This window comes from Herbidospora sp. NBRC 101105 (assembly GCF_030269205.1).
GTDB classification, from domain to species: Bacteria; Actinomycetota; Actinomycetes; order Streptosporangiales; family Streptosporangiaceae; genus Herbidospora; species Herbidospora solisilvae.
Genome location: NZ_BSSX01000001.1, coordinates 1,168,644 through 1,193,138 on the forward strand (window position 1 = coordinate 1,168,644; position 24,495 = coordinate 1,193,138).

The following is a 24,495-nucleotide window of genomic DNA, read 5'->3' on the forward strand; positions in this document are numbered from 1 at the left end:
TCCGTTATGAGGACAACGAGCCGGTGGGGCTCGGCGCTGCGTACCGTATGCGCAGGATTGTTGACACTGCGTCGACCGGTCGAGCGATCTTCGCCTCAATGGGATGAAATCGTGACTCTTGTGCCTCAAGAAACCTGACGATCCCGGAAACCGACGCCTCGGTCGGCTCGGCCCCGTCGACCGAGGAGATCTCGACCGTCCGGTACGGCACCTTCCGGGGGTCCTCGCCGCCGTCCCCGAACTGGCGGACATAGAGCCGGTGCGAGGCCGCCAGCGCCGCCAGCGACACCAGGATCCGCGCGTCCACCTCACCTCCGGCGAGCTGCCGCGTGGCGGCCGGCGTCGCCGCGAGCCGGGGATTGGCCAGCAGCTCGCGCCCGGCCTCCCGCCGCTCACGCCTGTCACGCTCCAGCGCCTTCGCGAACGCGCCGACTCCCTGCGGCGTGACCTGGACGATCCTGATGTCCCCGACGGTGGCGAGCGGATCGGGGGCGGTGACCGGCTCCAGCCCCGCCCCGAAGAAGTCCAGCAACGCGGGCGTGACCACCACGACGTCGGCGTTCAGGACCTCCTCCTGACCACGCAGCGGCAGCAGCCGCGACGGCGCCACCCGCTGCCCGGCGAGCAGCGCGCAGACCGGCGCGTCACACCCGATGATGCCGCTGACCTGCCGCGCCACCCAGGCGGCGGCCTGCTCGCGGTCGCGCGCCGCCGCGTCGATCTGGGGCACCTGCTCCGTCGGCGCCGCGACCTGCTGCACGGCCCGCGAGTTCACGAAGGCCCCCGCGACCAGCAGCCCCGCCGCCGCGAGCGCCAGGCCTCCGGCGGCACGCAACTGCCGCCCCGGAGGCAGGCCGAACAGCACCAGACCCCCAATTAGAGCTCGTCCCTTATACGCTCACGTCATCACGGGAACACGCGCAGTGGCAAGACTCTAGCGGGTGGATTTAGCTCCATAAACGGGCATATGAAGGGTCGTGACGTGGTGGCGTCGCCTGGTCGGCGACCTCAAGGCCCGCAACCACCTCGACACGTATGCCCTCAGCCTGGTGGTGTTCTCGTTCGCGATATTGTCGCTGGTCAGCGACGAGCTGAACGAGAACCTGCGGTGGGCGGTCCTACTGTCCGGCGTCGGCCTGCTGATCTACCGGTTGACCCTGGTGCCCGCCTCGCCCCCTCCCGTCGAACTGCTGCACGACCGGACCGTCTTCGAAGAGGCCCCGCTGGCCCCGCTCCTGCGCGACGCCCGGGATGTCCGGGTCTTCGCGCCATCGGCGGTCAACCTGCTGTCGCCGCAGACCTGCGAACTGCTGCGCAAGACCGTTCTGAACCGGCGGGGCGGATCGGTCCGCGTGGTGGTGCTCGACCCCGCCGAGACCGGGGCGATCGCCATCGCCTCACGGCAGCTCGACGACTCCCTGGAGTTTCCCATCCAGCGGCTGCCGCAGTCGCTCGCCTCGACGCTCGAACGGCTGAGACTGATCGCGGGGTGGGGGACCGAGGGGGCGTTCGCCTATCGGCTGTTTCCGTACAATCCCGGGTTCTCGCTGGTGCTGGTCGACCCGGACACGTCGCACGGGCGTGTGATCGTCGAGTTTCACGGGTTTCATAATCCGTCGACGTTGTCGCGCATGCATCTGGAGTTGGTGGCGGGGCGTAATGAGCGCTGGTATCGGTACTGGGTGCGGCAGTTCGACTGGGTGTGGGAGGAGGCGTCCGCACCGGAAATCTTGACGCGACGGGAAAGGCCGTGAGAGCTGGCGATCGCAGGGGGACATCATCCTCTATAACACCGCCAATGATGAGCTGGAGCATGTAAACGAGCACATGAAAGGCCGTGGCCGGAAGTGACGGTTGAACGAGTCGCAGGTCCGCGGCAATGTCAACATTTGCAACGTGACCTCGCCTGTGTCTGTGGGGGGTGATTGAGTTCAGGTAAAGAATGCGTTCGGCTGGTAGCCGTGATGCCCATATTGCCCAGCTCGCTGATCCTGATCCGTGGAAGCCGACTGATTCACCTTGATATTCGGGGCTGCTCGCCGCCCCTTTCTCGCATGTTCGTCCTGAGGAAGTGTCGAGCGCAGTGGAGTGGGGACTCCGCGGCGGCCGGAAACGGGGGAGGGAACTTGACGTTGATGGTCGTCACATCTGGCGGCAGGAGACTCGCGGTTGACGAGAAGGGGGATCCGGACGGACGTCCGGTGTTTCTTCTCCACGGCACGCCAGGTAGTCGCGTCGGCCCTGCTCCTCGCCCTTCCGTGCTCTATCGACTCGGCATCCGCTTGATCACCTTCGACCGTCCTGGATACGGCGGTTCCGACCGTGACCGTGGCCGGACGATCGCCAGCGCGGCCCACGACACGGCGATCATCGCCGACCGGCTCGGCATTGCTCGTTTCGCTGTCGTGGGCCGCTCAGGAGGGGCGCCGCACGCTCTTGCGTGCGCCGCGTTGCTGCCCGATCGCGTGGTACGGGCGGCGGCTCTCGTCGGACTGGCGCCCCGGGGCGCCGACGGACTCGATTGGTTCGAGGGAATGACGGATTCGAACATTCGTGAGTTCACCGTGGCCCAGGTCGGGCTGTCTGCGGTCGTGGCCAGCCTCGGCGCCGCGGCGGACCAGATCCGAGCTGATCCGGCCAGCAAAATCCATGGGCTGACAATGGAGGTCCCGGAGTCCGACAGGAGAACCGTCTCGGACATCGGCATTCGGCGTATGCTTCTGCGCAATTTCGCGGAAGGGCTGCGAGACTCCAGCGACGGATGGGTCGACGACGTGCTCGCGTTCTGTTCGGACTGGACGTTCGATCCGGCCGCCATACGGGTGCCCACCTTGCTCTGGCACGGCGAGGACGACGTGTTCTCCCCGGTCAGTCACGCCCGGTGGCTGGGACGCCGCATTCCGGGAGCCACGCTCCGCATCGAACCTGGGGCGGCCCACTTCGGGGCACTCCATGTCCTGCCGGAGGTCCTGATATGGCTGACGCGAGAGTAGCGAATCGCGGAAGATCAGGTGGGTTGTGGTTCGAGTTCCCGATCGATGCGTCGCCAATTCTTCAGCGCGAGAACCGACGGATGGTTGTCACCCAGTTTCTCGATCATCACGTCCAGAGTGGAGGCCTGCATTTCGCCGGCGTGTGTCGTGCGTCCCAGTTCCAGAAGCGTGATCGCCAGATTGGCCTGTGCGACCAGGGTGTCGGGGTGACGGCCACCGAGTGTCTTGATCAACCCGTCGCGGGCTTCCCTGAGGATCTTCTCGGCGCGCGCGTGGTCGCTCAGTTCCGACAGGATGTTGGCGAGATTGATCATGCAGGACAGCGTGAACGGATGCGTCTGGCCCAGATCGTTGCGGAAACGTTCCAGTGTTCGCTCGGCAAGTTCCAACGCTCGCTGGCGTTCGCCGAGCGCAGAGACATAGATCGCCAGATTGTTGGAAGCGACCTGCGTGTAAGGATGGGCTGCACCCATCTGCTCGCTGTAGGCGTGCCGCGATTTCTCGGCCAGCTCGCGAGCCCCCTCCTTGTCGTTGAGGGCCGATCGGCATGATGCCAGCTCCAACGCGGTGGCGGGTGTTTCCGGAGAACTCGGATAGAGCTGATTGAACGACTCGGCCACACGCTCCATCAACACGAAGGCGTCCTGAAGGTCACCCGCCTTGCGCAGGGAGACGGAAAGGCTCTTTTCGGCGCGCAGCAGTTCGACGTAATCGTCGTCGAACACCTCGCGGTAGTGGCCGATCGTGTTGGTCAGCCAATCCACGGACTCCCTGAAGTAACCGGCTTCGCGCAGATCGCGGCCGAGATTCTGGGCGGAGAGGAGGGTGTCGGGATGCAGGCGACCGAGCACCTGCCTGGTCCGGTCGTAAGTGGCCTCGTCCAAATCACGAGCGCTGAAGCTGTCGCCTACGAGGCGGTAGCAGACGGCGAGGTTGTTGGCGCATTTGAGGGTCCACGTGTTGTCCTCGCCGTACAGGTCCTTCCAAAGCTCGTAGGTCTCCTTGTCCAGCGCAAGGGCCCGGGTGAAGTCGCCCGAGCTCCGGTAGTCCGCAGCCATGCCGATGCGCGTCATCAATGTGTGGGGATGGTCGTAGCCCAGAAGGTTCTCCTGCTGCTGGAACACCCATTCGTTGAGGTCGCGGGCTTCCTTGATGCGGCCGAGATTGCGCAGACAGTGACTCACGTTGAAGAGCAGAGCCAGTCGCTGACGCTCGATCTGGCCGAACTTCTGCTCCCAGTAATCGGCCAGCCGCTGGCCCAGGGAGAGCCCGTTGGTGTACTCGCCACGTCGCCAGTGGTAGCGCACACGGTCGATGAGCAGTGTCCGGGTCTCCTCCTCGGTGCAGTTCTCCGCCTCCGACGACAGAAGATGAGGCCAGATGAGGTCATACCGGGGCCAGTTCGTCGGGTCGTCCACGTCTCCCCTTCGCGGGCGCGCCGCGACCAGGATGTGGTGCACCTCGTGGGAAGTGGCCTCCCGCTCTTCCGTGGTCATCTGGCCCCGGATCACCGTTTGCACGAGCCGGTGCAGCTGGATGGTGTTCGTCGCGGGGTCGACCTTCGCGAGTGCGAAACGGGTCACCTCGCGGATGAGACGGCCGAGCATGACCTTTTCGCCGCGGAGACTCTCGTCGTAGGGGAGCAGCGAACGTGCCATCTCATCGCTGTAGATGAGTTCCTGAGAGATGGGCTCGGGAGAGAAGAACGCGCACAGCTGAAGGAGCCGGACCGCTGCCGGCGAGCGCTCCTTGAGCTGGGCGAGGGAGATGTTCCAGGTCATCGCCACCGGCACCGGATAACCACGTGGAGGGTCGGTGGACAGCAGCTGCTGGCTCTGCGTCCGCAGCTGATCGAGGTAGGTCGAGGCCGACACCCCCGTCTCCGCCAGCCACGCTGCGGCCTGCTCGATCGCGAGAGGAAGATGGCCGAGGTCCAGGGCCACCTGCAGAGCCTCGGAACGCTCGAGGGTCGGCACCCGCCGGAGGAAGTGCTCCAGGCTCTCCTCCTCGCTGAAGACGTCCACTTCCAGGGAGGCCGCCACGTCCGCCCATGTCCGGTTACGTGAGGTGATGACCACGTGGCCGGTTCCACCGGGCAGGTATTCCTGAAGCTGCTCCGGATCGCGAGCGTTGTCGAAGATGAGGAGCCAGCGCATCTGTCCGACCCGTAATGCCTCCCGGGCGGCCTCCGCGCCGGCGACGACACTTTCGCCGTACCGGATGTTCAGCTTGGTGGCGAGTTCAGCCAGTGCGGAGTTGATGAACTCGGGTTGTTCCGCGGAGACCCACCAGACAAGGTCGTAGTCGGCTCGGAATCGGTGCGCGTACTCGAGCGCGACCTGCGTCTTCCCGACTCCTCCGAGGCCGTGCAGGGCCGTGGCCTGTTGCGGCAGGACCACTCCCTGCCCCACGCCGACGAGTTGGTCGCGGAGGGTCTCCAAGGCGGAACTGCGTCCGGTGAACGTGTTGTTGCGTGGGCCGACGTTCCAGATCGGCGGCACGGAGCCCGGATAGCGGATGCCGAGTTGCAGTTGGTCGAGAGGGAAGTCGCGAGGATCGCGCCCGACCGCGCGGATCACCGATTCCGTGGCCTGTTCGGGGCTGAGCCGAATCAGGTCGACCGGGGGCTGATCGCCGAACGCGGAGGTCATACGCACTTCCGCGACCCGCAGGGGAATGATCTGCCGAGGTGTCAGCGCGTCGGCGGGCTGGCGTGTCGTGCTCTCGAGGCCGGTCCACGCACGTAGGTACGCAGGCGATAGCACGATCATCATCTGCGCCTGCGGGTCGGGTGGCAGTTCGGGGATGGTTTGCGGAAGCGACCTGGGTACCACGCGGCATCCCGTCCGCTCCAGGACCGAACTGATCCAGTCGGCCCACATTCGATCTTCCGGTACGTAGCTCAACAGGATGTCTGCCTGGTCGGCGGGCCGCCGCCGGGTGAAGGCGTCGAGTACACGGATGCGCGCCGACTCCTCCATCGGGCCCAATGACGTGACAGAGCCTTCGCTGATGGCATCGGTGAGCCGTTCATAGGCAGCCAGGAGCGAGGTTGGAGAGCCTGGCGTGTCGCCGAAGGCGGCAAGGGTCTCCTCGAAGGCGTAGAACCGCTTGTACGGGATCTCCACCGCGCCCCAGTACCGATTGCGCTCCTCTGGGGACATGTCCTTGGGGAGGTTCTCGAACTGGTTGCGGGCGAGCTGGCGGCCGGCGTCGAGTTTTTCCTTCTCCCCGTCATCGATGCGCATCGGTACGGGCAGGACGCGGATCGGGCGGCTGCGCACCCTTTCGTCGATGTAGTGGGCGACCTTGGCCGCTCCTTCGATGCTCTGATCGGCCATGGTGAAACAGTCGACGAGAACATCGGGAAGGTGGATGGTGCAGATGTCGGCGATGTCGCTCAGACCCGTCCGGCTGTCGATCAGCGTGTAGTCGTAGTTGGCCTTCATGTCCGCGCGTAGCGCATCGAAGAACTGACCACCGCCGAGGCGGTCGTAAAGGTTGTCCCAGTCGAAGGTCGACACGAGAGACGAGTAGTCGCGGTTCTGCTGACCGGCCGAGATGAAGTCGAGAGTTCCTTCCTGAGGGAACTCCCAATCGAGTGAGACGGCGTGTGGCTGCACCCGGGCGTACTCCAGGTGCCAATCGGCCTGCCGTTGCTGGGGGCGGATGGCCGCCCACACGTAGTTGTTGATGATGTCTATCACCCCGGGGGTGGAGGTGATCACACCCTCGTCGAGGAATGGACGGAAGAACTTGTGAAGACCGGGCGACTCCAGATCCCAGTCGAGCGCCAGCACCCTGTTGCCGTTGCTCGCAAGCAGCCAGGCGGTGTTCGCCAGTGCCATCGTGCGGCCGGTCCCGCCCTTGTACGAGTAGAACGTGATGATGCGTCCTTCTGTGTCAGCCATCGGGACCCTCCGTTTCCATGAGCCGGAGCTTCCTGCTCGGCTGACCTTCAGGGGGATAGGGGGTGGCCTTCTTCAGGAATTGGTTGCCGGCCCGGCTCAGCGCCTGAGGAAAGGCCCGTCCGAAGGCGGAGAAGCTGTTGATCGACTCGGTGTACGGATCCGACAGCCGTCTGCTCAGTGTCGCTTCCATGACCGCCCGCATGCCGGGTTCGTGAAAGCTGGTCTCCTCGTCGAGGAGGTTCCAGGGGATGATCACACTTACCCAGGGCATCTCCGCACGGTCGAAGCTCGCCAGCAACTCCAAACACGACGGTTCTCTGAGGGCCCAGGGATCGATGATCAGCACTTCTGGGCCCGTCGGTTGTTTCGTGGCGAGGTTCTCGGCGCTGTAGGCCGACAGTGGGCCCAACTGCGGGCGGAATCCATGAGACGTGGCCATTTCGACCGCATAGGAGTACAGCGACCGGGAGTTGTCCTCACTGCGGAAGGGATTCCATTCCTCCGGAACCCTGCCGTAGTAATAGGCCGAACGTCCCGGTGGAAGATGGCCGATGGCCGGGGCGACCACGGTGAGGGTCAACGGTCGTTCCGCCTCGAAGTCCTCGAACGCGCTGGGAAGCGTACCGAACTCGAGCGGGTCGATCGGTTTCACCCAGGTGCCCTGGCCGACTTCGACGATCCGCCTGGCGAGTTCCCAGGTGGCGATCTGGTAGTGATGCCGGCGTGCGCTGAGTTTTGTCAGGCCGTAGAAACCTTCGTCACGGTAACGCGTGCCGAGCTGCTCGTGCGCGAACTGGATGGTGCGCGCGACCTGTGGGAGCCGCTCTGGTTCCATGGGCGTCCACAGTGCCGGGATGATCGCCTCAGGACGACGGCCATCGGGACTGGCCTGGTTGTTGACGCGCTGAAGGAAGGCCGTCCATTCACGGCCGCAGCTCTGACTGACGAAATAGCGCGGGGAATATAACGGGACGAAGACTCGGCAGGTCGCCAGCGCTTCGGCGAGCCGTTTCTGCCACACCTGGCCTGACAGCAAGCCGGTGTCCATGAAGCCGGCCTGCGAGGCGTCGGTGAGATTCGTCAGTTCTAGAACGTGATCACACAGATCGTTGAAGAGCTTAGCGACCCAGCGGTTGGTCTTCCGTTCAAGACCGTTCGGCGGGGTGTGAGCATAGCTGAGAAAGAAGTAGGGGCCAGGTGTCCGGGAAGCCGACTGTGGAATCATCCGCCTCCCTTCCCCTGCCCACTATATGAACAGAGCCGAGTTGAGTCTTGCTCTATGGCATCAGATTTCTGGACTCCGGTTGCTTCGCAGCCACCGGACAGCGTGGTCAACGGCTGCGCGGAGAGGGAACAGTGTGGACACTGCCCCTCCCACGCGGTCACGACATACGGGCCCGGCTGACAGGAAGTCTGCGCCCACCTGCGCGAACTGGCTATCATCGAGCACGGCGTCAACGAATTCGCACCACTTCCGCCCATCGCCGTCGTTCACAACGCAACGGTAGACCCGCGTGGGCGTATCCGGAAAAAGGTACCTATATTCGGCTAGGTGAAAAGCAGTGCAACGGTCGAACCCCACGCCTAGCAGAAGGACCTGCGCGTCTGACTCGTAAAGGCGAGCCAAGGGCGAGTTCTCGCCGAGGTGGCAATCGCGCGCGTGACTCTCCATCAGCCACTGGGCCTGGGCGCCGATGGCGGCGTGCGAGGTCTGGGGGTGTGTGCTCCTGATCGCTCCGAGGGAGAGCCGGACGGTCTCGGCGATGACGCCCATCCCATAGGAGGGTGTCGACAAGGGGTCGAAGGCGGGCATGTTTTCCCGGTAGACGGCCTTCGCCATGGGGCTCATACCCGCGGTGATCTGTACGTGGGCGGTTGAAGTGTCGGAGTTCTGCGGTGTGAAGGTCGGCACTACGAGAGTGCCCGCAGGGCCGAGGATGTCCCGAAGTGTCGCGACGACGGCGGCCGCCCCTCCCTCGACCATGCCGACTCGGCTGAGCGATGCGTGCACCATCAGCGTCTGACCTGACCGGACTCCCAAGCGCACCAGTTCAGCACGCAGGGATTCGGCCGACAGCGTCGTCAGGCGGTCTGCGCCCGGAAGGCGTCCTGGTGAGCTTGAGTGAAGGCGTCCGCCGCGACTTTCGCCTCCGGAGGCACTGCCTCGCTCAACCACGGGGTCACCGTCTCCTTCATCTGGCGGACGAATCGGAGGCCCTGGTCGGTGAGTGCGCCGGATTCGAGAAGAGTGTTCACGGCGCTTGCCGTCTGGTCACGCCAGCGGGCGAACTGCACATGATCCGCGAGCCGGTCAGTGGATCTTCTGCGACGCCGCCAGAAGTCGGCCACCGCGATGTGAGCGTAGGCGCCCTGGAACAGGCCTTCCAGCGGTCGCGGGTCGGGACGCCACGGCGCGTAGAAGAGGCGTTTGTCGTCTACATCGAAAAGGTTGACGAGGTCGAGCACTGCACCCAGCTTGACGTGCTGGAATTCGTGCACGATCAGCAATGACAGGGTTTCGGCAGACGCGGGCAGCGCGGTACCGATCGCCCCGAACGCGTTCCGCGCGGTGCAGCTCACCTCATCGCCGTCGGCGTCGGCCCTGAGCGGAGTGATAGTGGACAGTCCTGCTCGAAGCGCGGGCACGTACTCCGGATAATCGCTTTCGATCAGCGTCCAGGCAGCATGGAACGTCGATTGCCAGGAAACCATCTCGTCCGATGTGAGTCGCGCCGTGATCGGCAGGTCGTAGCAGTCACGGAACGGATCGCTGTCGTCGAGCAGCACGGAGAAGTCACCCGAGGTGAGTCGGCGCGACGGCCACCACCCAAGGTCGCCCGACGCTTCGATCCGCCCGTTCTCGACGGTCACCTCGGCCGAACCGCCGGTCAGGCCGATGAGCGTGCCCACGGTGGGGAAGTGAGCCATGCCATTGCGTACCTCAACCTGAAATGTGCCGTCCACCTCCGCGACCGCCGCGATGGCGGCGGTGATGTTCCCGAAGTAGGCGGTGTCGGCACTCCCCTTTCGCGCCCTGATCGCCCACTCGCGGATATACGGGTGATCAAGCACTCTACTGACCGCGTCTGGACGGCGGTTGTCGAGAGCGACGAGGGCCGGCCAGGCGGCATGGTCGCTGAACCCGGTGATCAGTACCCGGCGCAGGCTCTGCTGACCCGCCGCCAGTTGTCCGATGTCGTCGAGGTCTCCGAAGCCGGCGGCGATGGTGTTGAAGGAGCTGAGTGAAAGCAGGTGGTGCTGCATGGAACCCGCGTCTCTGATGTGACTGATCAGTTTGAAGAGGTCTGCGCAGTAGACGCTCGGATTGGCGAACGAGCCGGCACGATACCGGTGGGTGTACAACCCGCCACCGCATGAGGAGACGAGCTCACAACGCTGACATGTCGCCGACAATCCGGCAAGGCCCTGTTGCCGGGCGAGTATCCCCGGGTGAGCGGCGGCTTCGTCGATGGACTGCCGGAAGACGTCTTGCCCGGTGGCCGGGGCGCCGTCGAAGGCGACCTTCAAGGAGTCGACCTGCTCATAGGAACCATCTGTCTCGATCACCATGAGAGTGCTGGGATCAAGGCCGATCGCTTCGGTGAGGCTGGGCCGGCCGTTGAGGGTACGGATCACGGAATCGAACAGGCGGATGGCCATTGGACGGCCGTCTCGCTCCCACTGGTCGTGAATCGTGATCAGCCAGTCGGCGTAGGCGGTCGGCGACGGCCTGGGCGGAGGGTCATCCCATGTCGCATGAGGGAGAAGGAAATCCACTCGTGGTGGAGCCTGCTCAAGGAGAGCACGGTAAACCCTGATCGGGTCATTGGCCACGTCGACGGTACACAACAGACCTGAATAGAGGTGCTTGTACGGGCGTAGCAGCCCGATGCCGCGGATGACCTTGTCGTGGCTTCCTCGCCCGTCGGAGTAGACCCGATGACGGTCATGGGCTTCACGATCACCGTCGAGTGATATGCCGACCCTGATCTGGTGACGATCGAAGACCTCGAGGAACCGACCGTTGAGTGTCACCCCATTGGTGTGTATCCGAAGGTCGAGTTTGCGATGCGGCGGCAGATGGTCTCTCAAGGTTGTCGCGATGTGGTTCAGGCGAGCCGGCCCAGCCAGCAGCGGCTCGCCTCCGTGCAGAACCACTTGCACGTAGGGCAAGTCGTGCTCAGCGGCGTGATCGGCGATGCGACGGGCGATCGCGTTTGCCGTGTCGAGGTCGAGGACCTTGGGTTTTCCCCTCCAACTGCTGTCCTCGGCCTCGTATACGTAGCAATGGTCGCATGCCAGGTCGCATCTACTGTGGACCTTCACTACAAATTGGCTGATCGGCAGAATGGGCTGAGTCATTCCGCGGATTCCGTGTTTCTAGAGAGCCGAGTTGAAGCGGGTCTCGGTGAGTTCTTGATCGATCATGCGCTGAAGCATGGCTTCGGTTTCGCGGCCATGAGTTCGCTCAATGTCCGTCAGCGACATTCCGGTGACGTTGATAACGACTGATTCGACGACGTCGAGCGACGCGGGTGTCATGGCCAGACCTTTCATAGGACGGTAAACTTCTCGGGATTGAGACTTTTGTGGGGGGTGCCGCCGAAATGGTGTTCCAAGTTAGCCTGAACCGAGAGGTTTATCGCTGGGATCGATGGCCATTACACCTAGTGGCGCGCAAACATTATCGCTGTTCTCGCGCCGAGGTCAACGTGATCGGTGACCCGATTGCAAGTCCAGCCCTAACTATCTAGGGTATTTATCCCTGGATCCGTTATATAATCCCGCAATATGGCAAAGTAGCACTCAATGGATAATATAGTATTTTTTGTCCGTTGTGGGAAGCTCCCTTCTGGTGCGAGAGTGCCCAATGATGTCGTTCAGCTACGTAAAGTAACAACTCGTGTCCGCTGTGTGACGGAATTATGGACAGAGCCTTTGTGTTGGCGCGGCCAAATGTTGATGTCTGTGCAACTCGATCGCAATCTACCCGCATAATCGGTATCGAGGTCAAGGTGGTCACGTTGTGGGGTGTGAGTGACGCAATCAACCTCAAATGCGGTCGTGCTTACCGCGATGCGAGAAGTCGATGGAGGGCATCGACGCCGAATTCGAGCCCTTCGACCGGCACCCGTTCATCGATCCCGTGAAACAGTGCGAAGTAGTCGAGATCGGGCGGAAGCAATAGCGGGGCGAAACCGTAGCCTTTGATGCCGAGCCGGGCGAAGGATTTGGCGTCCGTGCCCCCTGTCATAACATATGGCACGGGCCGCCCGGTGGGGTCCATGGCCGTCAGGGCCGCACCCAGTTCGTGGAACAGGCCGCTTGTCGGCGCCGACGGGGCGTCCTCGAAGTTGATGAACTCCCGGGTGATCCGGGGGCCCAGCAGCCGGTCGAGAGTGTCGAGGAATTCCTCCCTGAATCCCGGTACGAATCTGCCGTCAATTCCCGCCTCAGCGGTCCCGGGAATAACATTGATCTTGTATCCGGCGTTCATCATGGTCGGGTTGGTGGAATTCCTGATCGTGCCCTTGAAGAGAGCGGCGGCCTTCGGCGGCACCCCTGACAGGTTCGCGGGGTCGATCTCCATCCCGAGGATCCCGGAGAGCTCGGCGATCATCGCCGACACCGCCGGCGTGAGCCGGATCGGCCACTCGTGGTCGGCCACCCGCGTCAGCGCCCGCGCCAGCTCCGCCACCGGATTGTCCACCGGCGGCTTCGACCCGTGTCCCGCCACCCCCCGCGCCGTCACCTTCATCCACGCCGTCCCCCGCTCCCCGACCCCGATCGGATACACCCGCACCCCCGACGGCATCGTCACCGAGAACCCGCCCGACTCAGAGATCGCCTCGCTGCACCCCTCGAACAGGTCGGCGTGCTCGGAGACCACGTACCGGGACCCGAACTCCCCGGTCGACTCCTCGTCGGCCAGGAAGGCGAGCACCAGGTCCCGCCGGGGCCGCAGCCCCTGCCGCACCCACGCCAGCGTCATCGCCAGCGATCCCTTCATGTCCACGGCCCCGCGCCCGTGCACGTATCCGTCGGCGATCTCGCCGCTGAAGGGGTGGACGGCCCAGTCGGCCGGGTCGGCCGGCACCACGTCGAGGTGCCCGTGGATCAACAGGGCGTCCGGTGAGTCGCCGGGCACCCGGCAGATGACGCTGGCCCGGCGCGGGGCGCTCTCCACGATGACCGGGGAGAGGCCCACCTCGGACAACAACCCGGCCACGTATTCGGCGGCCTCCCGTTCCCCGGGCCCGGGGTTGGTGGTGTCGATGCGGATCAGCTCGGAACAGATCTTGGCGGCCTCGCTCATGATGTCAGCCTTCCTGATTGAGCATGCCCCTACTCACGCCACCCCGCCGGAAGCGCGCCAAGCTCCGGATATGCGGCGGAATCTGCTGATCTATCAGGGCCCCGGCGCGCCCCCGACGCCGGAGGGCTGGCACGCCGCCAAGGTCACCCACCACGACCCCAGAAGCCTCTGCCGGTGGATCGACGTCAACTGGGACGGCGGGCGCATCGCCCTGGTCGCCCACGGCACGGCCGGTCTGGTCTTCCGCCACGCCTACCTGGTCGCCAACGGCGACGACGACTCCCGCGAACACCGCCCCTGGGCGGGGCACGTCTCCCGCATGGTCCTTCTGGCCGTGCCCAACCGGGGCGCGGGCCTCGGGCGGTTCCGCAGAGGCGGGCCCTACGTCACCGACCTGCGCGTCCGCTGGGTCGACCACTTCGACCGCACCACCGATCCGGTGAAGGTCGTGCAGGTCAACGGGCCGTCGGCGAGCCGCGACGACTGCGTGGACGTCGAACAGTTCCCCAACGCCCGGCTCGTCACCACCCCCGACGTCTTCGACGACAGGGTCATCCTGGAGGGGGTCCTGGGCCGGTTCCAGCCGACCACGCCGCCGTCGCGGCCCGCCCCTCAGCCGGCGGAGTTCCTGCTCACGTCGTACACGAGACTGAGCACCTTCCTCGACGTGTACGCCCAGACCTACGCCCTGCACCGCCACGCCGGCCTGACCGTCACCGCGGTCGAGGGAGGGGCCAGAACCCTGGCGAAGGCCCTGGACCGGGTGCCCAGCCTGAGGTTCGACACGGTCCGGCTGGACCGCCCGGCCCTCTCGCCCGGCTTCCCCTGGCACCGGGTCATCGAGCGGGAACAGGCGGGCCACATCACCTGCACCTGAGGTCCCGGCCTCAGGTCGTCATCCGAGTGAAGGCGCGTGAGGGTTGCGGCACATGAGATGTCCCGGCGTCCCTGGCCTCGGGTCGTCATCCGAGTGAAGGCGCGTCTGGGTGCGGCACACGAGAAGGCCTCACCGATGTCCCAGCGGTCCCGGCCTCAGGTCGACTTCCAAGTGAAGGCACAGGAAAGCGGCGGTTCAGCTGTGCCGCGGGCCGTGAACCGCCGGGCATGGCACACGGCGCTGCGGCCGGTTCCCTATGCAGGGACCACCATCAGAAGCGGCTCCCCCCGGAAACCTCCGGGCGGAGCCGCCACACCACCTACAGGTACAGGCCGGTCTCGACCGGAGTCTCCTCCGGCGCCACACCGGCCTTGAGCGCGAACATCTCGGCCAGCGTCAGCCCGCCGGGGCCCACTCCGGCCGGATCGCCCAGCCATGCCGCGGCCTCGTCGGGCTGCATGCGCCCGACCTCGATCTGGGCCAGGCACCGGCCCGGCCGCACCACCGCGGGATGCAGCCGCTGCAGATCCTCATTCGTGGTGACGGCGACAAGGACGTCCCGTCCCTGACCCAGCAGGCCGTCGGTCAGGTTCAGCAGCCGGGAGAGCCCCTGCCCGGCGGACATCTTGGCCTCCGCGCGGATGAGTTCGTCGCAGTCCTCCAGGACGAGGAGCCGCCACTTCTTCTCGTCGTGGTCGGGGCAGTCGCAGCCGACCGCCACCTCCATCAGGTATCCGGGGTCGTTGAACAGCCGCTCCGGGTCGAGCACGCAGTCGACCTGGCACCACGACCGCCACTCGCGGGCCAGGGTGCGCAGCAGCGTCGTCTTGCCCGTTCCGGGCGGGCCGTGCAGGAGGAGCAGGCGGCCGGGGGCCGAGCCGGGCCGCAGGGCCATCAGGGAGTCCAGCTTCCCCTGGGCCAGGCGCGGGTAGTTGCGCCGCACGTCCGCCCACGCCGAGGCGCCGATCGTCTTGGTCGAGCGCCTCCGGCCGTGTTCGGACTTCCAGAAGAAGCCCATCGTCACGTTGTCCTCGTCGGTCGGGCGGGGTTCGGCGGCGTCCTTCACCGTCTCGGCCACCACGGCGGCGGCCAGGTCCTCGGTCACGGCCGTCACCGCGACCATCGCGTTGCCGCCCTTGTAGCGGATGACGCGCATGGTCCAGCCCTCGCCCTCGTACAGGCGGGAGTCGGGGCCGTCGTCGGAGGTGGCGGCGCGCACCAGGACGCCGCCGGAGGCGGTCAGGGGCGCGTCCTTGCGTACTCTTTCGACGCTGGCGGTCTGCGCCCACGGCTGTGTTCCGGTCGCGAACGGGGACAGGGCCAGAGCGTCGATGATGTCGGCGGGGCTGTCGCTGTCGTCGACCCACACTTTCATCTCGAGCGGAGTCATGGGGGTAATGATCCCGATCTGTCGGGGGAGGTGTCGACGCATTATCCGTTTACGCGAGGGACACGGGGGCGAAATCGGCCTCGCGTAGGAAGGTGAGGCATGGCGATCGATCCGTTCGTTCCGTGGGGTTCCGTGACGCCTGAGGCCGCGGGGCCTCGCCTGGCGGTCAAGGATGTCGTCGACGTCGAGGGGCTGCCCACCGGGGCGGGCCATCCCGATCTGCTGATGGGACCGGCCGAGCGTGACGCGGAGGCCGTGGCGCGGCTCCGCTCCATGAGCGTGTTCGCCGGCAAGACGCACACCGACGAGCTGGCCTGGAGCCTGGGGGGCACCAATCAGCACTACGGCGCGCCCGAGAACCCGGCCGCGCCCGGTCACGTCTGCGGCGGGTCGTCGAGCGGGTCCGCCGCGGCCGTCGCCGCCGGCCGCGCCGATCTCGGGCTGGGCACCGACACCGCCGGTTCGGTCCGCGTCCCGGCCTCCTTCTGCGGTCTGTACGGCTACCGCCCCACCCATTCCCGGGCTCCCCGCGCGGGCATCGTGCCGCTGGCGCCCTCCTACGACGTGCCCGGCCTGCTGGCCCGGGAGCTGCCGCTGCTCGAACGGGCGGCCGGCGTGCTCGTCGACCCCGCGCCCCGGCCGCCGGTCCCGGAGCGGGTCTGGGTGCCCGCGGACCTCTGGAGCGAACTGTCCCCGCGGGTGGGCGCCGCGCTGGCGGCGGGCATCCGCGACCTCGGGCTGCCCGTCGACCGGACCCCGCTCGGGCTCGACGCCACCGACGCGTTCGCGGTCACCCAGGCCGCCGAGGTGTGGGCCTGCCACGGCGAATGGGTCAAGGCCGAGCGGCCCGCGTTCGGGCCCGGCGTCGCCGCCCGGTTCGCGCGGGCCGAGAGCCTCACCGCCGAGGAGGTCAGCCTGGCCCGCAAGACCGTCGCCGAGGCGCGGCAGCGGCTGCTCGACCTGCTGGAGGGCGCCGTGATGGCGCTGCCGAGCGCGCCCGTCACGGCCCCGGCGCTCGGGCGGCCGGCCCGGACCCGGGCGGCCACCCTGCGGCTGACCTGCCTGGCGCCGATCGCCGGGGCGCCCGTCCTGTCGCTTCCGGTGACGCGGGTCGACGGGCTGCCGCTGGGGTTGTCGCTGACGGCCGCCCCGGGGGGCGACGAGAACCTGTTCGCGCTAGCGTCGGGGGCATGACGACGATTGGCTGGGACGGCGACGCGATCGTCCTCATCGACCAGACCCGGTTGCCCGGCGAGGTCGTCCACCTCCGCATCACCACGGTCGCCGAGCTCGTCGACGCGATCAAGCGGCTGGCCGTGCGGGGCGCGCCCGCCCTCGGGGTCGCCGGGGCGCTGGGGGTGGCGCTCGCCGCCCGTACCGGAGAGCCGGTCGAACCCCTGGCGGCGGCCCGGCCGACCGCGGTGAACCTGGCGTGGGGGGTGCGGGAGGCCGCCCTGGCGGCCGATCCGCTGAAGCGGGCCCTGGAGATCCGCGAGGAGGACGTCCGGGCCTGCCGGGAGATGGGGGAGCGCGGCGCCGACCTGCTCGCCGCCTACGGCGCGAGCCGCGTCATGACCATCTGCAACACCGGCGCGCTGGCCACCGTCGAGCGCGGCACCGCGCTCGGGGTGATCCAGACCATGCACGAACGCGGCGCGCTCACCGAGGCCATCGCGCTGGAGACCCGGCCGCTGCTCCAGGGGGCCCGGCTCACCACCTGGGAGCTCCAGAGGATGGGCGCGCCGTTCCGGCTCGTCGTCGACTCGGCCGGGCCGTTCCTGCTGGCGCGCGGCGCGGCCGACGCCGTCGTCATCGGGGCCGACCGCATCGCCGCCAACGGCGACACCGCCAACAAGATCGGCTCCTACATGCTCGCCCTCGGCGCCCACCGGGCCGGGGTGCCCTTCGTCGTGGTCGCGCCCGAGACCACCGTCGACCCGCGCACGCCCGGCGGAGCCGACATCGAGATCGAAGACCGGGGGAGCGCCGAGGTCACCGCGCTGCCCGGCGTCGCGGCCTACAACCCCGCCTTCGACGTGACGCCCGCCGAGCTCATCACGGCGATCGTCACCGAGCGGAGGGTGGTCCGTCCCGCGCGGGGCGAAACGCTCATTTCGTGATCAAGAAACTGGCCCGCATGCGCTAGCGTCTTGACGACTTCCGTCATGTTCCAGACATCCATGGAGATGATTCGCAATGCGCACAGAACCCCCTTTCCGCGCGGATCACGTCGGCAGCCTCCTGCGGCCGGCCACCCTGCTCCAGGCTCGTGACGACTACGCCAAGGGCACCCTCGACGCCGCCGGCCTGCGCGCCGTCGAAGACGCCGCCATCCGCGACGTCGTCGCCCTCCAGGCCGAGGCCGGCCTCCAGACCGCGACCGACGGCGAGTTCCGCCGCGCCTCCTGGCACATGGACTTCATCTACCGCCTCGGCGGCATCAGCGTGGCCGCCGACGAGCAGATCGTCGTCAAGTTCCGCAACGAGAACGAGAAGATCGAGTTCACCCCCAAGGGGATGAAGGTCGACGGCAAGATCACTCTCAACGAGACGATCTTCGGCGACGACTTCGCCTACCTCCAGAGCGTGGCCGGCGAGGGCCAGACCCCCAAGCTGACCATCCCGTCGCCGAACATGGTCCACTACCGCGGCGGCCAGGCCGCCATCGACCCCGATGTCTACCCAGACATCGAGGAGTTCTGGTCCGACCTCGCGGCGGCGTACCAGAACGAGGTCGCCCGCATCGGCGCGCAGGGCTGCACCTACCTGCAGTTCGACGACACCTCGCTCGCCTACCTCAACGACCCCGCGCAGCGCGCCGAGATCGCCGCCCGCGGCGACGACGCCGACCACCTCCACCTGCGCTACATCCAGCAGATCAACACCGCCATCGCGACCAGGCCCGAGGGCATGCGGATCACCACCCACATGTGCCGCGGCAACTTCCGCTCCTCCTGGGCCGCCGAGGGCTCCTACGACTTCGTCGCCGAGGCCCTGTTCGGCGAACTCGGCGTCGACGGCTTCTTCCTGGAGTTCGACGACGAGCGCTCCGGCGGCTTCGAACCCCTCCGTTACGTCCCCAAGGGCAAGTACGTCGTCCTCGGCCTCGTCACCACCAAGTCGGGCGTGCTGGAGTCGAAGGACGACCTCAAGCGGCGCATCGAGGCCGCCTCGAAGTACATCGACGTCGACCAGCTCTGCCTGTCCCCGCAGTGCGGGTTCTCTTCCACCGTGGAGGGCAACTCCCTCACCCAGGAGGACCAGTTGGCCAAGCTCCGTCTGATCGTCGAGACGGCGCAGGAGGTCTGGGGCTAGAGGGTCATGAGAGTTGGGCATATCGGCCGTCGATATGGGCAAAGCGCCACTCGCGCCATCCGGCGGCCAATATGCTCGGCGTCCTGTCCAACCTGTTCGGGAGTTTCCTCGTGGCGATCTCGCTGGTGACCCGCTCTCAATGGGGGGCCCGCGCTCCCAAGGGGTCCTACTCCCCGCTGACGTCCACGAAGGGTGTCAAGGTCCACTACACGGGCGGCCGTGTGCCCCCGGAGATCGTCGACAACCACAACCTGTGCGTCGCCCAGGTCAAGTCGATCCAGAACTTCCACATGGACGGCAACGGCTGGATCGACATCGGCTACTCCATGATCGCCTGTCCGCACAAGAGGGTGTTCGTCGGGCGCGGCCCCGACCGGCTGCCCGCCGCCAACGGCTCCGGGCTCAACTCCGACCACTACGCCGTGCTCGGCCTGGTCGGCAACGCCGGGTTCGTGAAGCCCAACAACGATCTGCTGCACGGCATCCTCGACGCGATCGAGTACCTCCGCCAGGAGGGCGGGGCCGGGACCGAGATCAAGGGGCACCGCGACGGCTTCTCCACCGACTGCCCCGGCGCGGCGCTGTACGCGTGGGTGCAGCGGGGCGCGCCCCGGCCCGGTGGCGGCGACCCGGCCAATCCTCCGGGCGGGCAGATCCCGGCGTGGCCGGGGCGGTTGTTCACCTATCCGCCGGTCACCGTCGGTGACGACGTGAAGCGGTGGCAGCAGCAGATGAAGAAGATCGGGTTCGAGCTCGACGCCGACGGCGCCTACGGTCAGCGGTCGCGTGACGTGTGCAAGACGTTCCAGCGGCGGGTCGACCTGCCCGACGACGGGATCGTGGGCAAACAGACCTGGGACGCCTCGTTTCGCTACACATTGTGAAACAGGGGTCGGCTAGGGGAGGTTCGCTTTAGGGCTTCGGCCTATCATCCGGAGCATGAAAGTGGATCTGGCGGCCGGGTTCGATCCCGGATCGCGGGAGGAATGGCGGGCGCTCGCGCTCGGGGTGCTGCGCAAGTCGGGTTATGAGGGCGACGACCCCGAGGGGCGGCTGGCGACCCGTCTCTACGACGGTGTGACGATCGCGCCGCTCTACGACACGCTGCCCGACGCGCCGCGTCCGGTGGGCCGGGCCGGGGCGTGGGACGTCCGGCAGCGGCACGCCCATCCGGACGCCCGGGTGACCCGGGAGGCGGTCCTCGCCGATCTGGAGAACGGGGTCTCCTCGATCTGGCTCGACCTGACCGCGCTCGATCCCGCCGACCTGCCCGTGGCGCTCGACGGGGTGCTGCTGGACCTGGCGCCGGTCGTGCTCGACGCAGGCGACCGCGCCGCACCGGCGGCGCACGCCTTCCTCCAGCTCGCCGAGAACCTGGAGCTGCCGGGCGGGAACCTGGGGTTCGCCCCGGACGACCCCGATCTCGCCGACTTCGCCGGGCGGGCGCACGGCCGGCTGAAGCTGGTCGTGGTCGACGCGCTGGCCTGGCACGACCGTGGCGCGGCCGACGCGCAGGAGCTCGCCGCGTCGCTCGCGCAGGGCGTCGAGGCGTTGCGGCGGCTCACCGAGGCCGGGCTGCCGGTCGAGCGGGCCTTCGAGCTGGTCGAGTTCCGCTACGCCGCCACCGCCGACCAGTTCCTCACCATCGCCAAGCTCCGGGCGGCCCGCCGCCTGTGGGCCAGGGTCGCCGAGGTGGCCGGTGGCCCGCCCGCGCAGGCGCAGCACGCCGTGACCTCGGGCGCGATGATGACGGCCCGCGACCCGTGGGTGAACATGCTGCGCACCACGCTGGCGTGTTTCGCGGCGGGGGCCGGGGGCGCCGACGCGGTGACGGTCCAGCCGTTCGACGCGGCGCTCGGGCTGCCCGACGCGTTCGCCCGGCGGATCGCGCGCAACACCCAGTCGCTGCTGGTCGAGGAGGCCGGGGTCGCCCGGGTCGCCGACCCGGCGGGTGGTTCCTGGTACGTGGAGCAGCTCACCGACGACCTGGCGAACACGGCGTGGGACCTGTTCCGGCAGGCCGAGAAGCACGGCGGGTCGGTGATCGAGGAGGCGGTCGCCGCCACGCGCGAGAGGCGCGCCGCCGACGTCGCCCGCCGCAGATGGCCCATCACCGGTGTCAGCGAGTTCCCGAACCTGGCCGAGAGGCTGCCGGTCCGCGAGCCCGGCCACGGCCTGGCCGGCGAGCCGGCCCGCCACGCCGAGCCCTATGAGCGGCTCCGCGACCTCGCCGACCGGCAGGAGAGCAGGCCGACGGTCTTCCTGGCCACGCTCGGCCCGATCGCCGTGCACACCGCGCGTGCCACGTTCGCCGCCAACCTCTTCGCCGCCGGCGGCATCGGCACCGTGTCCGGTGAAGTGGCCGACTTCGATCCGTCCCTGACCACGGTCGTGTGCATCTGCTCTAACGACCGCCTGTACGCCGACCAGGCCGCGCAGGCCGCCGCCGCGCTCAGGGAGGCGGGGGCGGCGAAGGTGTGGCTGGCCGGGAAGGGGGAGTATGAGGGTGTCGACGCCACCCTCTTCGCGGGGTGTGACGCCCTCAAGGTCCTGGAGACCACGTTCGACGACCTGGGAGTGGACCGATGATCCCCGACTTCAGCGAGATCCCGCTCGGGACCGGCCACGCCGAGCCCGTCAAGGTCGACGGCGAGGTGTGGGAGACCCCCGAGGGCATCGCGGTCAGGCCCGTCTACGACGCCGCCGACCTGCCCGGCTACCTGCCGACCTACCCCGGCAGCGCGCCGTTCCTGCGCGGCCCCTACCCGACGATGTACGTCAACCAGCCGTGGACCATCCGCCAGTACGCCGGGTTCTCCACCGCCGAGGAGTCCAACGCGTTCTACCGCCGCAACCTGGCGGCGGGCCAGAAGGGCCTGTCGGTCGCCTTCGACCTGGCGACCCACCGGGGCTACGACTCCGACCACCCGCGGGTGCAGGGCGACGTCGGCATGGCCGGGGTGGCGATCGACTCGATCTACGACATGCGGCAGCTCTTCGACGGCATCCCGCTCGACCGCATGTCGGTGTCGATGACCATGAACGGGGCGGTGCTGCCGGTCCTCGCGCTCTACATCGTGGCGGCCGAGGAGCAAGGGGTGGCGCCCGAGCAGCTCCAGGGCACGATCCAGAACGACATCCTCAAGGAGTTCATGGTCCGCAACACCTACATCTACCCGCCGGAACCGTCGATGCGGATCATCTCCGACATCTTCGAGTTCACCTCGCGGCGCATGCCGAAGTTCAACTCGATCTCGATCTCCGGCTACCACATCCAGGAGGCGGGGGCCACGCTCGACCTGGAGCTGGCGTACACGCTGGCCGACGGGGTCGAATACCTGCGGGCGGGCACGAAGGCCGGGCTGGACGTCGACGCGTTCGCGCCGCGGTTGTCGTTCTTCTGGTGCATCGGCATGAACTTCTTCATGGAGGTCGCCAAGCTGCGCGCGGCCCGGTTGTTGTGGGCGCGGCTGGTGCGCGACTTCGGGGCCACGAACCCCAAGTCGTTGTCGCTGCGCACCCACTCGCAGACCTCGGGCTGGTCGCTGACCGCGCAGGACGTCTACAACAACGTCGCCCGCACCTGCGTCGAGGCGATGGCGGCCACCCAGGGCCACACGCAGTCGCTGCACACCAACGCCCTCGACGAGGCGCTCGCGCTGCCGAGCGACTTCTCGGCCCGGATCGCCCGCAACACCCAGCTCGTGCTCCAGCAGGAGTCGGGCACGACGCGGGTGATCGACCCGTGGGGTGGCTCCTACTACGTCGAGAAGCTGACCGAGGAACTGGCGCAGCGTGCCTGGGCGCACATCCAGGAGGTCGAGGAGGCCGGCGGCATGGCCCGCGCCATCGACCTGGGCCTGCCCAAGCTCCGCATCGAGGAGGCCGCGGCCCGCACCCAGGCTCGCATCGACTCGGGCCGCCAGCCGGTGATCGGCGTGAACAAGTACCGCCCCGAGGCCGACGAGCCCATCGAGGTGCTGAAGGTCGACAACAGCGCGGTACGCCGTCAGCAGCTCGCCAAGCTCGAAAGGCTGCGCGCGGAACGCGACGCGGCGCAGGTGGAGCAGGCGCTGGAGGCGCTGACCAAGGCCGCCGCCGGGACCGGCAACCTGCTGGCCCTCGCGGTCGACGCGGCCCGCGCGAAGGCGACCGTCGGGGAGATCTCCGACGCGCTGGAGAAGGTGTTCGGCCGCCACGAGGCCCGCGTCCGGACCATCACCGGGGTCTACCGCCAGGAGGCCGGCGCCGGCATGAGCAGGATCGACGAGGTGCGCAAGGCCTGCGCGGAGTTCGCCGAGGAGGAGGGCCGCCGGCCCCGGATCCTGGTGGCGAAGATGGGCCAGGACGGCCACGACCGGGGCCAGAAGGTGATCGCGACCGGCTTCGCCGACCTCGGCTTCGACGTCGACGTCGGCCCGCTGTTCCAGACGCCCGAGGAGGTCGCCCGCCAGGCGGTCGAGGCCGACGTCCACGTCGTCGGGGTGTCGTCGCTGGCGGCGGGGCACCTGACGCTCGTCCCGGCGCTGAAGAAGGCCCTGGAGGACCAGGGCGCGGGTGACATCATGATCGTGGTCGGCGGGGTCATCCCGCCCGGCGACTTCGACGCGCTGCGCGCGGCGGGCGCCGACGCGATCTTCCCGCCCGGCACGGTCATCGCCGACGCCGCCCTCGACCTCATCGCCGACCTGCGGAACCGATGATCGCCGAAGGGGTCGTGAAGGGTGACCGCCGGTCGATCGCGCGCGCCATCACCCTGGTCGAGTCGACCCGCGCCGACCACCGCGTGCAGGCGCAGGCCCTGCTCGCGGAGCTCGCCCCGGCGGCCGGCAAGGCCCGCCGGGTGGGGGTCAGCGGGGTGCCGGGCGTGGGCAAGTCGACGTTCATCGAGGCGCTCGGCACGATGCTCACCGGCTCGGGCCACAGGGTGGCGGTGCTCGCCGTCGACCCGTCCTCCAGCAGGTCGGGCGGCAGCATCCTGGGCGACAAGACCCGGATGAGCCGCCTGGCGGTCGACCCGAACGCGTTCATCCGCCCGTCGCCGACCGCCGGGACGCTCGGCGGAGTGGCGAAGGCGACGCGCGAGGCGATGGTCGTCGTCGAGGCGGCCGGTTACGACGTGGTGCTCGTTGAGACCGTCGGCGTCGGGCAGTCGGAGACGGCGGTGGCCGAGATGGTCGACACCTTCCTGGTGCTCTCCCTCGCGCGGACGGGAGACCAGCTCCAGGGCATCAAGAAGGGCGTCTTGGAACTGGCCGACGTGATCGCGGTCAACAAGGCCGACGGCGAGTTCGAACTGGCGGCCAGGAAGGCGGCCAGGGAACTGTCCGGGGCGCTGCGCCTCCTGAACTCGCACACCCCCGTGCTGACCTGCAGCGGGCTGACCGGGGCGGGGCTGGAGGAGTTGTGGGCGCACATCCTGAAACACCAGGAGACGACCGACCTGACGGCCAAACGCCAGCGCCAGGCGGTCGACTGGACGTGGGCGATGGTCCGGGAACGGGTCCTCGGCGACCTGCGGGACAGGACACGCGAGATCGCCCCCGGAATCGAACGGCAGGTCCTCGACGGTGAACTGACCCCGGCCCAGGCGGCCGACCTGCTCTACAGATCCGGCGAGGGCGACGCCGAATAGGTCCGGCTTGCCCGTGCGTGTGCTGCGGCGAAGCCGCCCCCGAGTCGTCCCCTCCGAG

The 24,495-nt window shown here is 67.7% G+C and carries 18 protein-coding genes; 10 read left to right on the top strand and 8 right to left on the bottom strand.

Features of this window, described 5'->3' with window-relative positions:
- Positions 1–4: 4 nt before the first annotated feature.
- Entirely contained in the window at positions 5–865 is an 861-nt protein-coding gene (locus tag QSK34_RS05255) for a hypothetical protein (RefSeq protein WP_285580498.1), read from the bottom strand.
- Between the two features lie 112 nt (positions 866–977).
- Here QSK34_RS05255 and QSK34_RS05260 point away from each other — a divergent pair, with 112 nt between their 5' ends.
- Positions 978–1,754 carry a hypothetical protein gene (locus tag QSK34_RS05260; protein WP_285580500.1) on the top strand — a complete coding sequence of 259 codons (777 nt, stop codon included), beginning with the start codon at positions 978–980 and terminating at the stop codon, positions 1,752–1,754.
- A gap of 381 nt (positions 1,755–2,135) precedes the next feature.
- On the top strand, positions 2,136–2,993 hold the full coding sequence (locus QSK34_RS05265) for an alpha/beta fold hydrolase (protein ID WP_285582049.1): 858 nt from the start codon (positions 2,136–2,138) through the stop codon (positions 2,991–2,993).
- A gap of 14 nt (positions 2,994–3,007) precedes the next feature.
- On the opposite strand, the gene fxsT is transcribed toward QSK34_RS05265, so the two are convergent.
- The 6 genes from fxsT to QSK34_RS05295 form a co-directional block, all read right to left on the bottom strand.
- Complete coding sequence (gene fxsT / locus QSK34_RS05270) at positions 3,008–6,904, bottom strand: FxSxx-COOH system tetratricopeptide repeat protein (protein ID WP_285580502.1); 3,897 nt, start codon at positions 6,902–6,904, stop codon at positions 3,008–3,010.
- The gene (locus QSK34_RS05275) at positions 6,897–8,129 is read right to left on the bottom strand and encodes a TIR-like protein FxsC (protein ID WP_285580505.1); all 1,233 of its coding nucleotides are present in this window, start codon (positions 8,127–8,129) and stop codon (positions 6,897–6,899) included. Before QSK34_RS05275 ends, fxsT begins: the two co-directional genes overlap by 8 nt.
- A gap of 60 nt (positions 8,130–8,189) precedes the next feature.
- The gene (locus QSK34_RS05280) at positions 8,190–8,918 is read right to left on the bottom strand and encodes an AAC(3) family N-acetyltransferase (protein WP_285580507.1); all 729 of its coding nucleotides are present in this window, start codon (positions 8,916–8,918) and stop codon (positions 8,190–8,192) included.
- Between the two features lie 68 nt (positions 8,919–8,986).
- On the bottom strand, positions 8,987–11,266 hold the full coding sequence (locus QSK34_RS05285) for an FxsB family cyclophane-forming radical SAM/SPASM peptide maturase (protein WP_285580509.1): 2,280 nt from the start codon (positions 11,264–11,266) through the stop codon (positions 8,987–8,989).
- Positions 11,267–11,284: 18 nt separating this feature from the next.
- Positions 11,285–11,461 (bottom strand): hypothetical protein, encoded by a 177-nt coding sequence (locus tag QSK34_RS05290; RefSeq protein WP_285580511.1) that lies wholly within the window; start codon positions 11,459–11,461, stop codon positions 11,285–11,287.
- A gap of 511 nt (positions 11,462–11,972) precedes the next feature.
- Positions 11,973–13,220: a M20/M25/M40 family metallo-hydrolase gene (locus QSK34_RS05295; protein WP_285580513.1), complete on the bottom strand. Its 1,248-nt coding sequence runs from the start codon at positions 13,218–13,220 to the stop codon at positions 11,973–11,975.
- Positions 13,221–13,290: 70 nt separating this feature from the next.
- Here QSK34_RS05295 and QSK34_RS05300 point away from each other — a divergent pair, with 70 nt between their 5' ends.
- Positions 13,291–14,097 (top strand): hypothetical protein, encoded by an 807-nt coding sequence (locus QSK34_RS05300; RefSeq protein WP_285580515.1) that lies wholly within the window; start codon positions 13,291–13,293, stop codon positions 14,095–14,097.
- Between the two features lie 319 nt (positions 14,098–14,416).
- Here QSK34_RS05300 and QSK34_RS05305 read toward each other — a convergent pair whose 3' ends face one another.
- Positions 14,417–15,487, bottom strand: coding sequence for a DUF5925 domain-containing protein (locus QSK34_RS05305; RefSeq protein WP_285580517.1), 1,071 nt, complete (start codon positions 15,485–15,487; stop codon positions 14,417–14,419).
- Between the two features lie 99 nt (positions 15,488–15,586).
- Here QSK34_RS05305 and QSK34_RS05310 point away from each other — a divergent pair, with 99 nt between their 5' ends.
- The 7 genes from QSK34_RS05310 to meaB all read left to right on the top strand — a co-directional run bounded on the left by QSK34_RS05310 (position 15,587) and on the right by meaB (position 24,437).
- Positions 15,587–16,681: an amidase family protein gene (locus tag QSK34_RS05310; RefSeq protein ID WP_285580520.1), complete on the top strand. Its 1,095-nt coding sequence runs from the start codon at positions 15,587–15,589 to the stop codon at positions 16,679–16,681.
- A complete protein-coding gene (gene mtnA, locus QSK34_RS05315; protein WP_285580521.1) occupies positions 16,678–17,607 on the top strand; it encodes an S-methyl-5-thioribose-1-phosphate isomerase in 930 nt (309 codons plus the stop codon). Before QSK34_RS05310 ends, mtnA begins: the two co-directional genes overlap by 4 nt.
- Positions 17,608–17,683: 76 nt before the next feature.
- The gene (locus QSK34_RS05320; RefSeq protein WP_285580523.1) at positions 17,684–18,802 is read left to right on the top strand and encodes a 5-methyltetrahydropteroyltriglutamate--homocysteine S-methyltransferase; all 1,119 of its coding nucleotides are present in this window, start codon (positions 17,684–17,686) and stop codon (positions 18,800–18,802) included.
- A 71-nt stretch (positions 18,803–18,873) separates the two neighbouring features.
- The gene (locus QSK34_RS05325; protein WP_202609562.1) at positions 18,874–19,686 is read left to right on the top strand and encodes a peptidoglycan recognition protein family protein; all 813 of its coding nucleotides are present in this window, start codon (positions 18,874–18,876) and stop codon (positions 19,684–19,686) included.
- A gap of 55 nt (positions 19,687–19,741) precedes the next feature.
- Positions 19,742–21,391 carry a methylmalonyl-CoA mutase subunit beta gene (locus QSK34_RS05330; protein ID WP_285580526.1) on the top strand — a complete coding sequence of 550 codons (1,650 nt, stop codon included), beginning with the start codon at positions 19,742–19,744 and terminating at the stop codon, positions 21,389–21,391.
- Positions 21,388–23,505 carry a methylmalonyl-CoA mutase gene (gene scpA / locus QSK34_RS05335; protein WP_285580528.1) on the top strand — a complete coding sequence of 706 codons (2,118 nt, stop codon included), beginning with the start codon at positions 21,388–21,390 and terminating at the stop codon, positions 23,503–23,505. The genes QSK34_RS05330 and scpA overlap by 4 nt, the downstream gene beginning before the upstream one ends.
- The gene (gene meaB, locus QSK34_RS05340; RefSeq protein ID WP_285580530.1) at positions 23,502–24,437 is read left to right on the top strand and encodes a methylmalonyl Co-A mutase-associated GTPase MeaB; all 936 of its coding nucleotides are present in this window, start codon (positions 23,502–23,504) and stop codon (positions 24,435–24,437) included. The genes scpA and meaB overlap by 4 nt, the downstream gene beginning before the upstream one ends.
- Positions 24,438–24,495: the final 58 nt, after the last annotated feature.

Excerpts from the sequence above, each read along its gene's own strand:
- QSK34_RS05265 (WP_285582049.1), top strand. The coding sequence starts at position 2,136 with ATGGTCGTCACATCTGGCGGCAGGAGACTCGCGGTTGACGAGAAGGGG.
- fxsT (WP_285580502.1), bottom strand. The coding sequence starts at position 6,904 with ATGGCTGACACAGAAGGACGCATCATCACGTTCTACTCGTACAAGGGC.
- QSK34_RS05275 (WP_285580505.1), bottom strand. The coding sequence starts at position 8,129 with ATGATTCCACAGTCGGCTTCCCGGACACCTGGCCCCTACTTCTTTCTC.
- QSK34_RS05280 (WP_285580507.1), bottom strand. The coding sequence starts at position 8,918 with ATGGTGCACGCATCGCTCAGCCGAGTCGGCATGGTCGAGGGAGGGGCG.
- QSK34_RS05285 (WP_285580509.1), bottom strand. The coding sequence starts at position 11,266 with ATGACTCAGCCCATTCTGCCGATCAGCCAATTTGTAGTGAAGGTCCAC.
- QSK34_RS05290 (WP_285580511.1), bottom strand. The coding sequence starts at position 11,461 with ATGAAAGGTCTGGCCATGACACCCGCGTCGCTCGACGTCGTCGAATCA.
- QSK34_RS05295 (WP_285580513.1), bottom strand. The coding sequence starts at position 13,220 with ATGAGCGAGGCCGCCAAGATCTGTTCCGAGCTGATCCGCATCGACACC.
- QSK34_RS05300 (WP_285580515.1), top strand. The coding sequence starts at position 13,291 with ATGCGGCGGAATCTGCTGATCTATCAGGGCCCCGGCGCGCCCCCGACG.
- QSK34_RS05305 (WP_285580517.1), bottom strand. The coding sequence starts at position 15,487 with ATGACTCCGCTCGAGATGAAAGTGTGGGTCGACGACAGCGACAGCCCC.
- QSK34_RS05310 (WP_285580520.1), top strand. The coding sequence starts at position 15,587 with ATGGCGATCGATCCGTTCGTTCCGTGGGGTTCCGTGACGCCTGAGGCC.
- mtnA (WP_285580521.1), top strand. The coding sequence starts at position 16,678 with ATGACGACGATTGGCTGGGACGGCGACGCGATCGTCCTCATCGACCAG.
- QSK34_RS05320 (WP_285580523.1), top strand. The coding sequence starts at position 17,684 with ATGCGCACAGAACCCCCTTTCCGCGCGGATCACGTCGGCAGCCTCCTG.
- QSK34_RS05325 (WP_202609562.1), top strand. The coding sequence starts at position 18,874 with ATGCTCGGCGTCCTGTCCAACCTGTTCGGGAGTTTCCTCGTGGCGATC.
- QSK34_RS05330 (WP_285580526.1), top strand. The coding sequence starts at position 19,742 with ATGAAAGTGGATCTGGCGGCCGGGTTCGATCCCGGATCGCGGGAGGAA.
- scpA (WP_285580528.1), top strand. The coding sequence starts at position 21,388 with ATGATCCCCGACTTCAGCGAGATCCCGCTCGGGACCGGCCACGCCGAG.
- meaB (WP_285580530.1), top strand. The coding sequence starts at position 23,502 with ATGATCGCCGAAGGGGTCGTGAAGGGTGACCGCCGGTCGATCGCGCGC.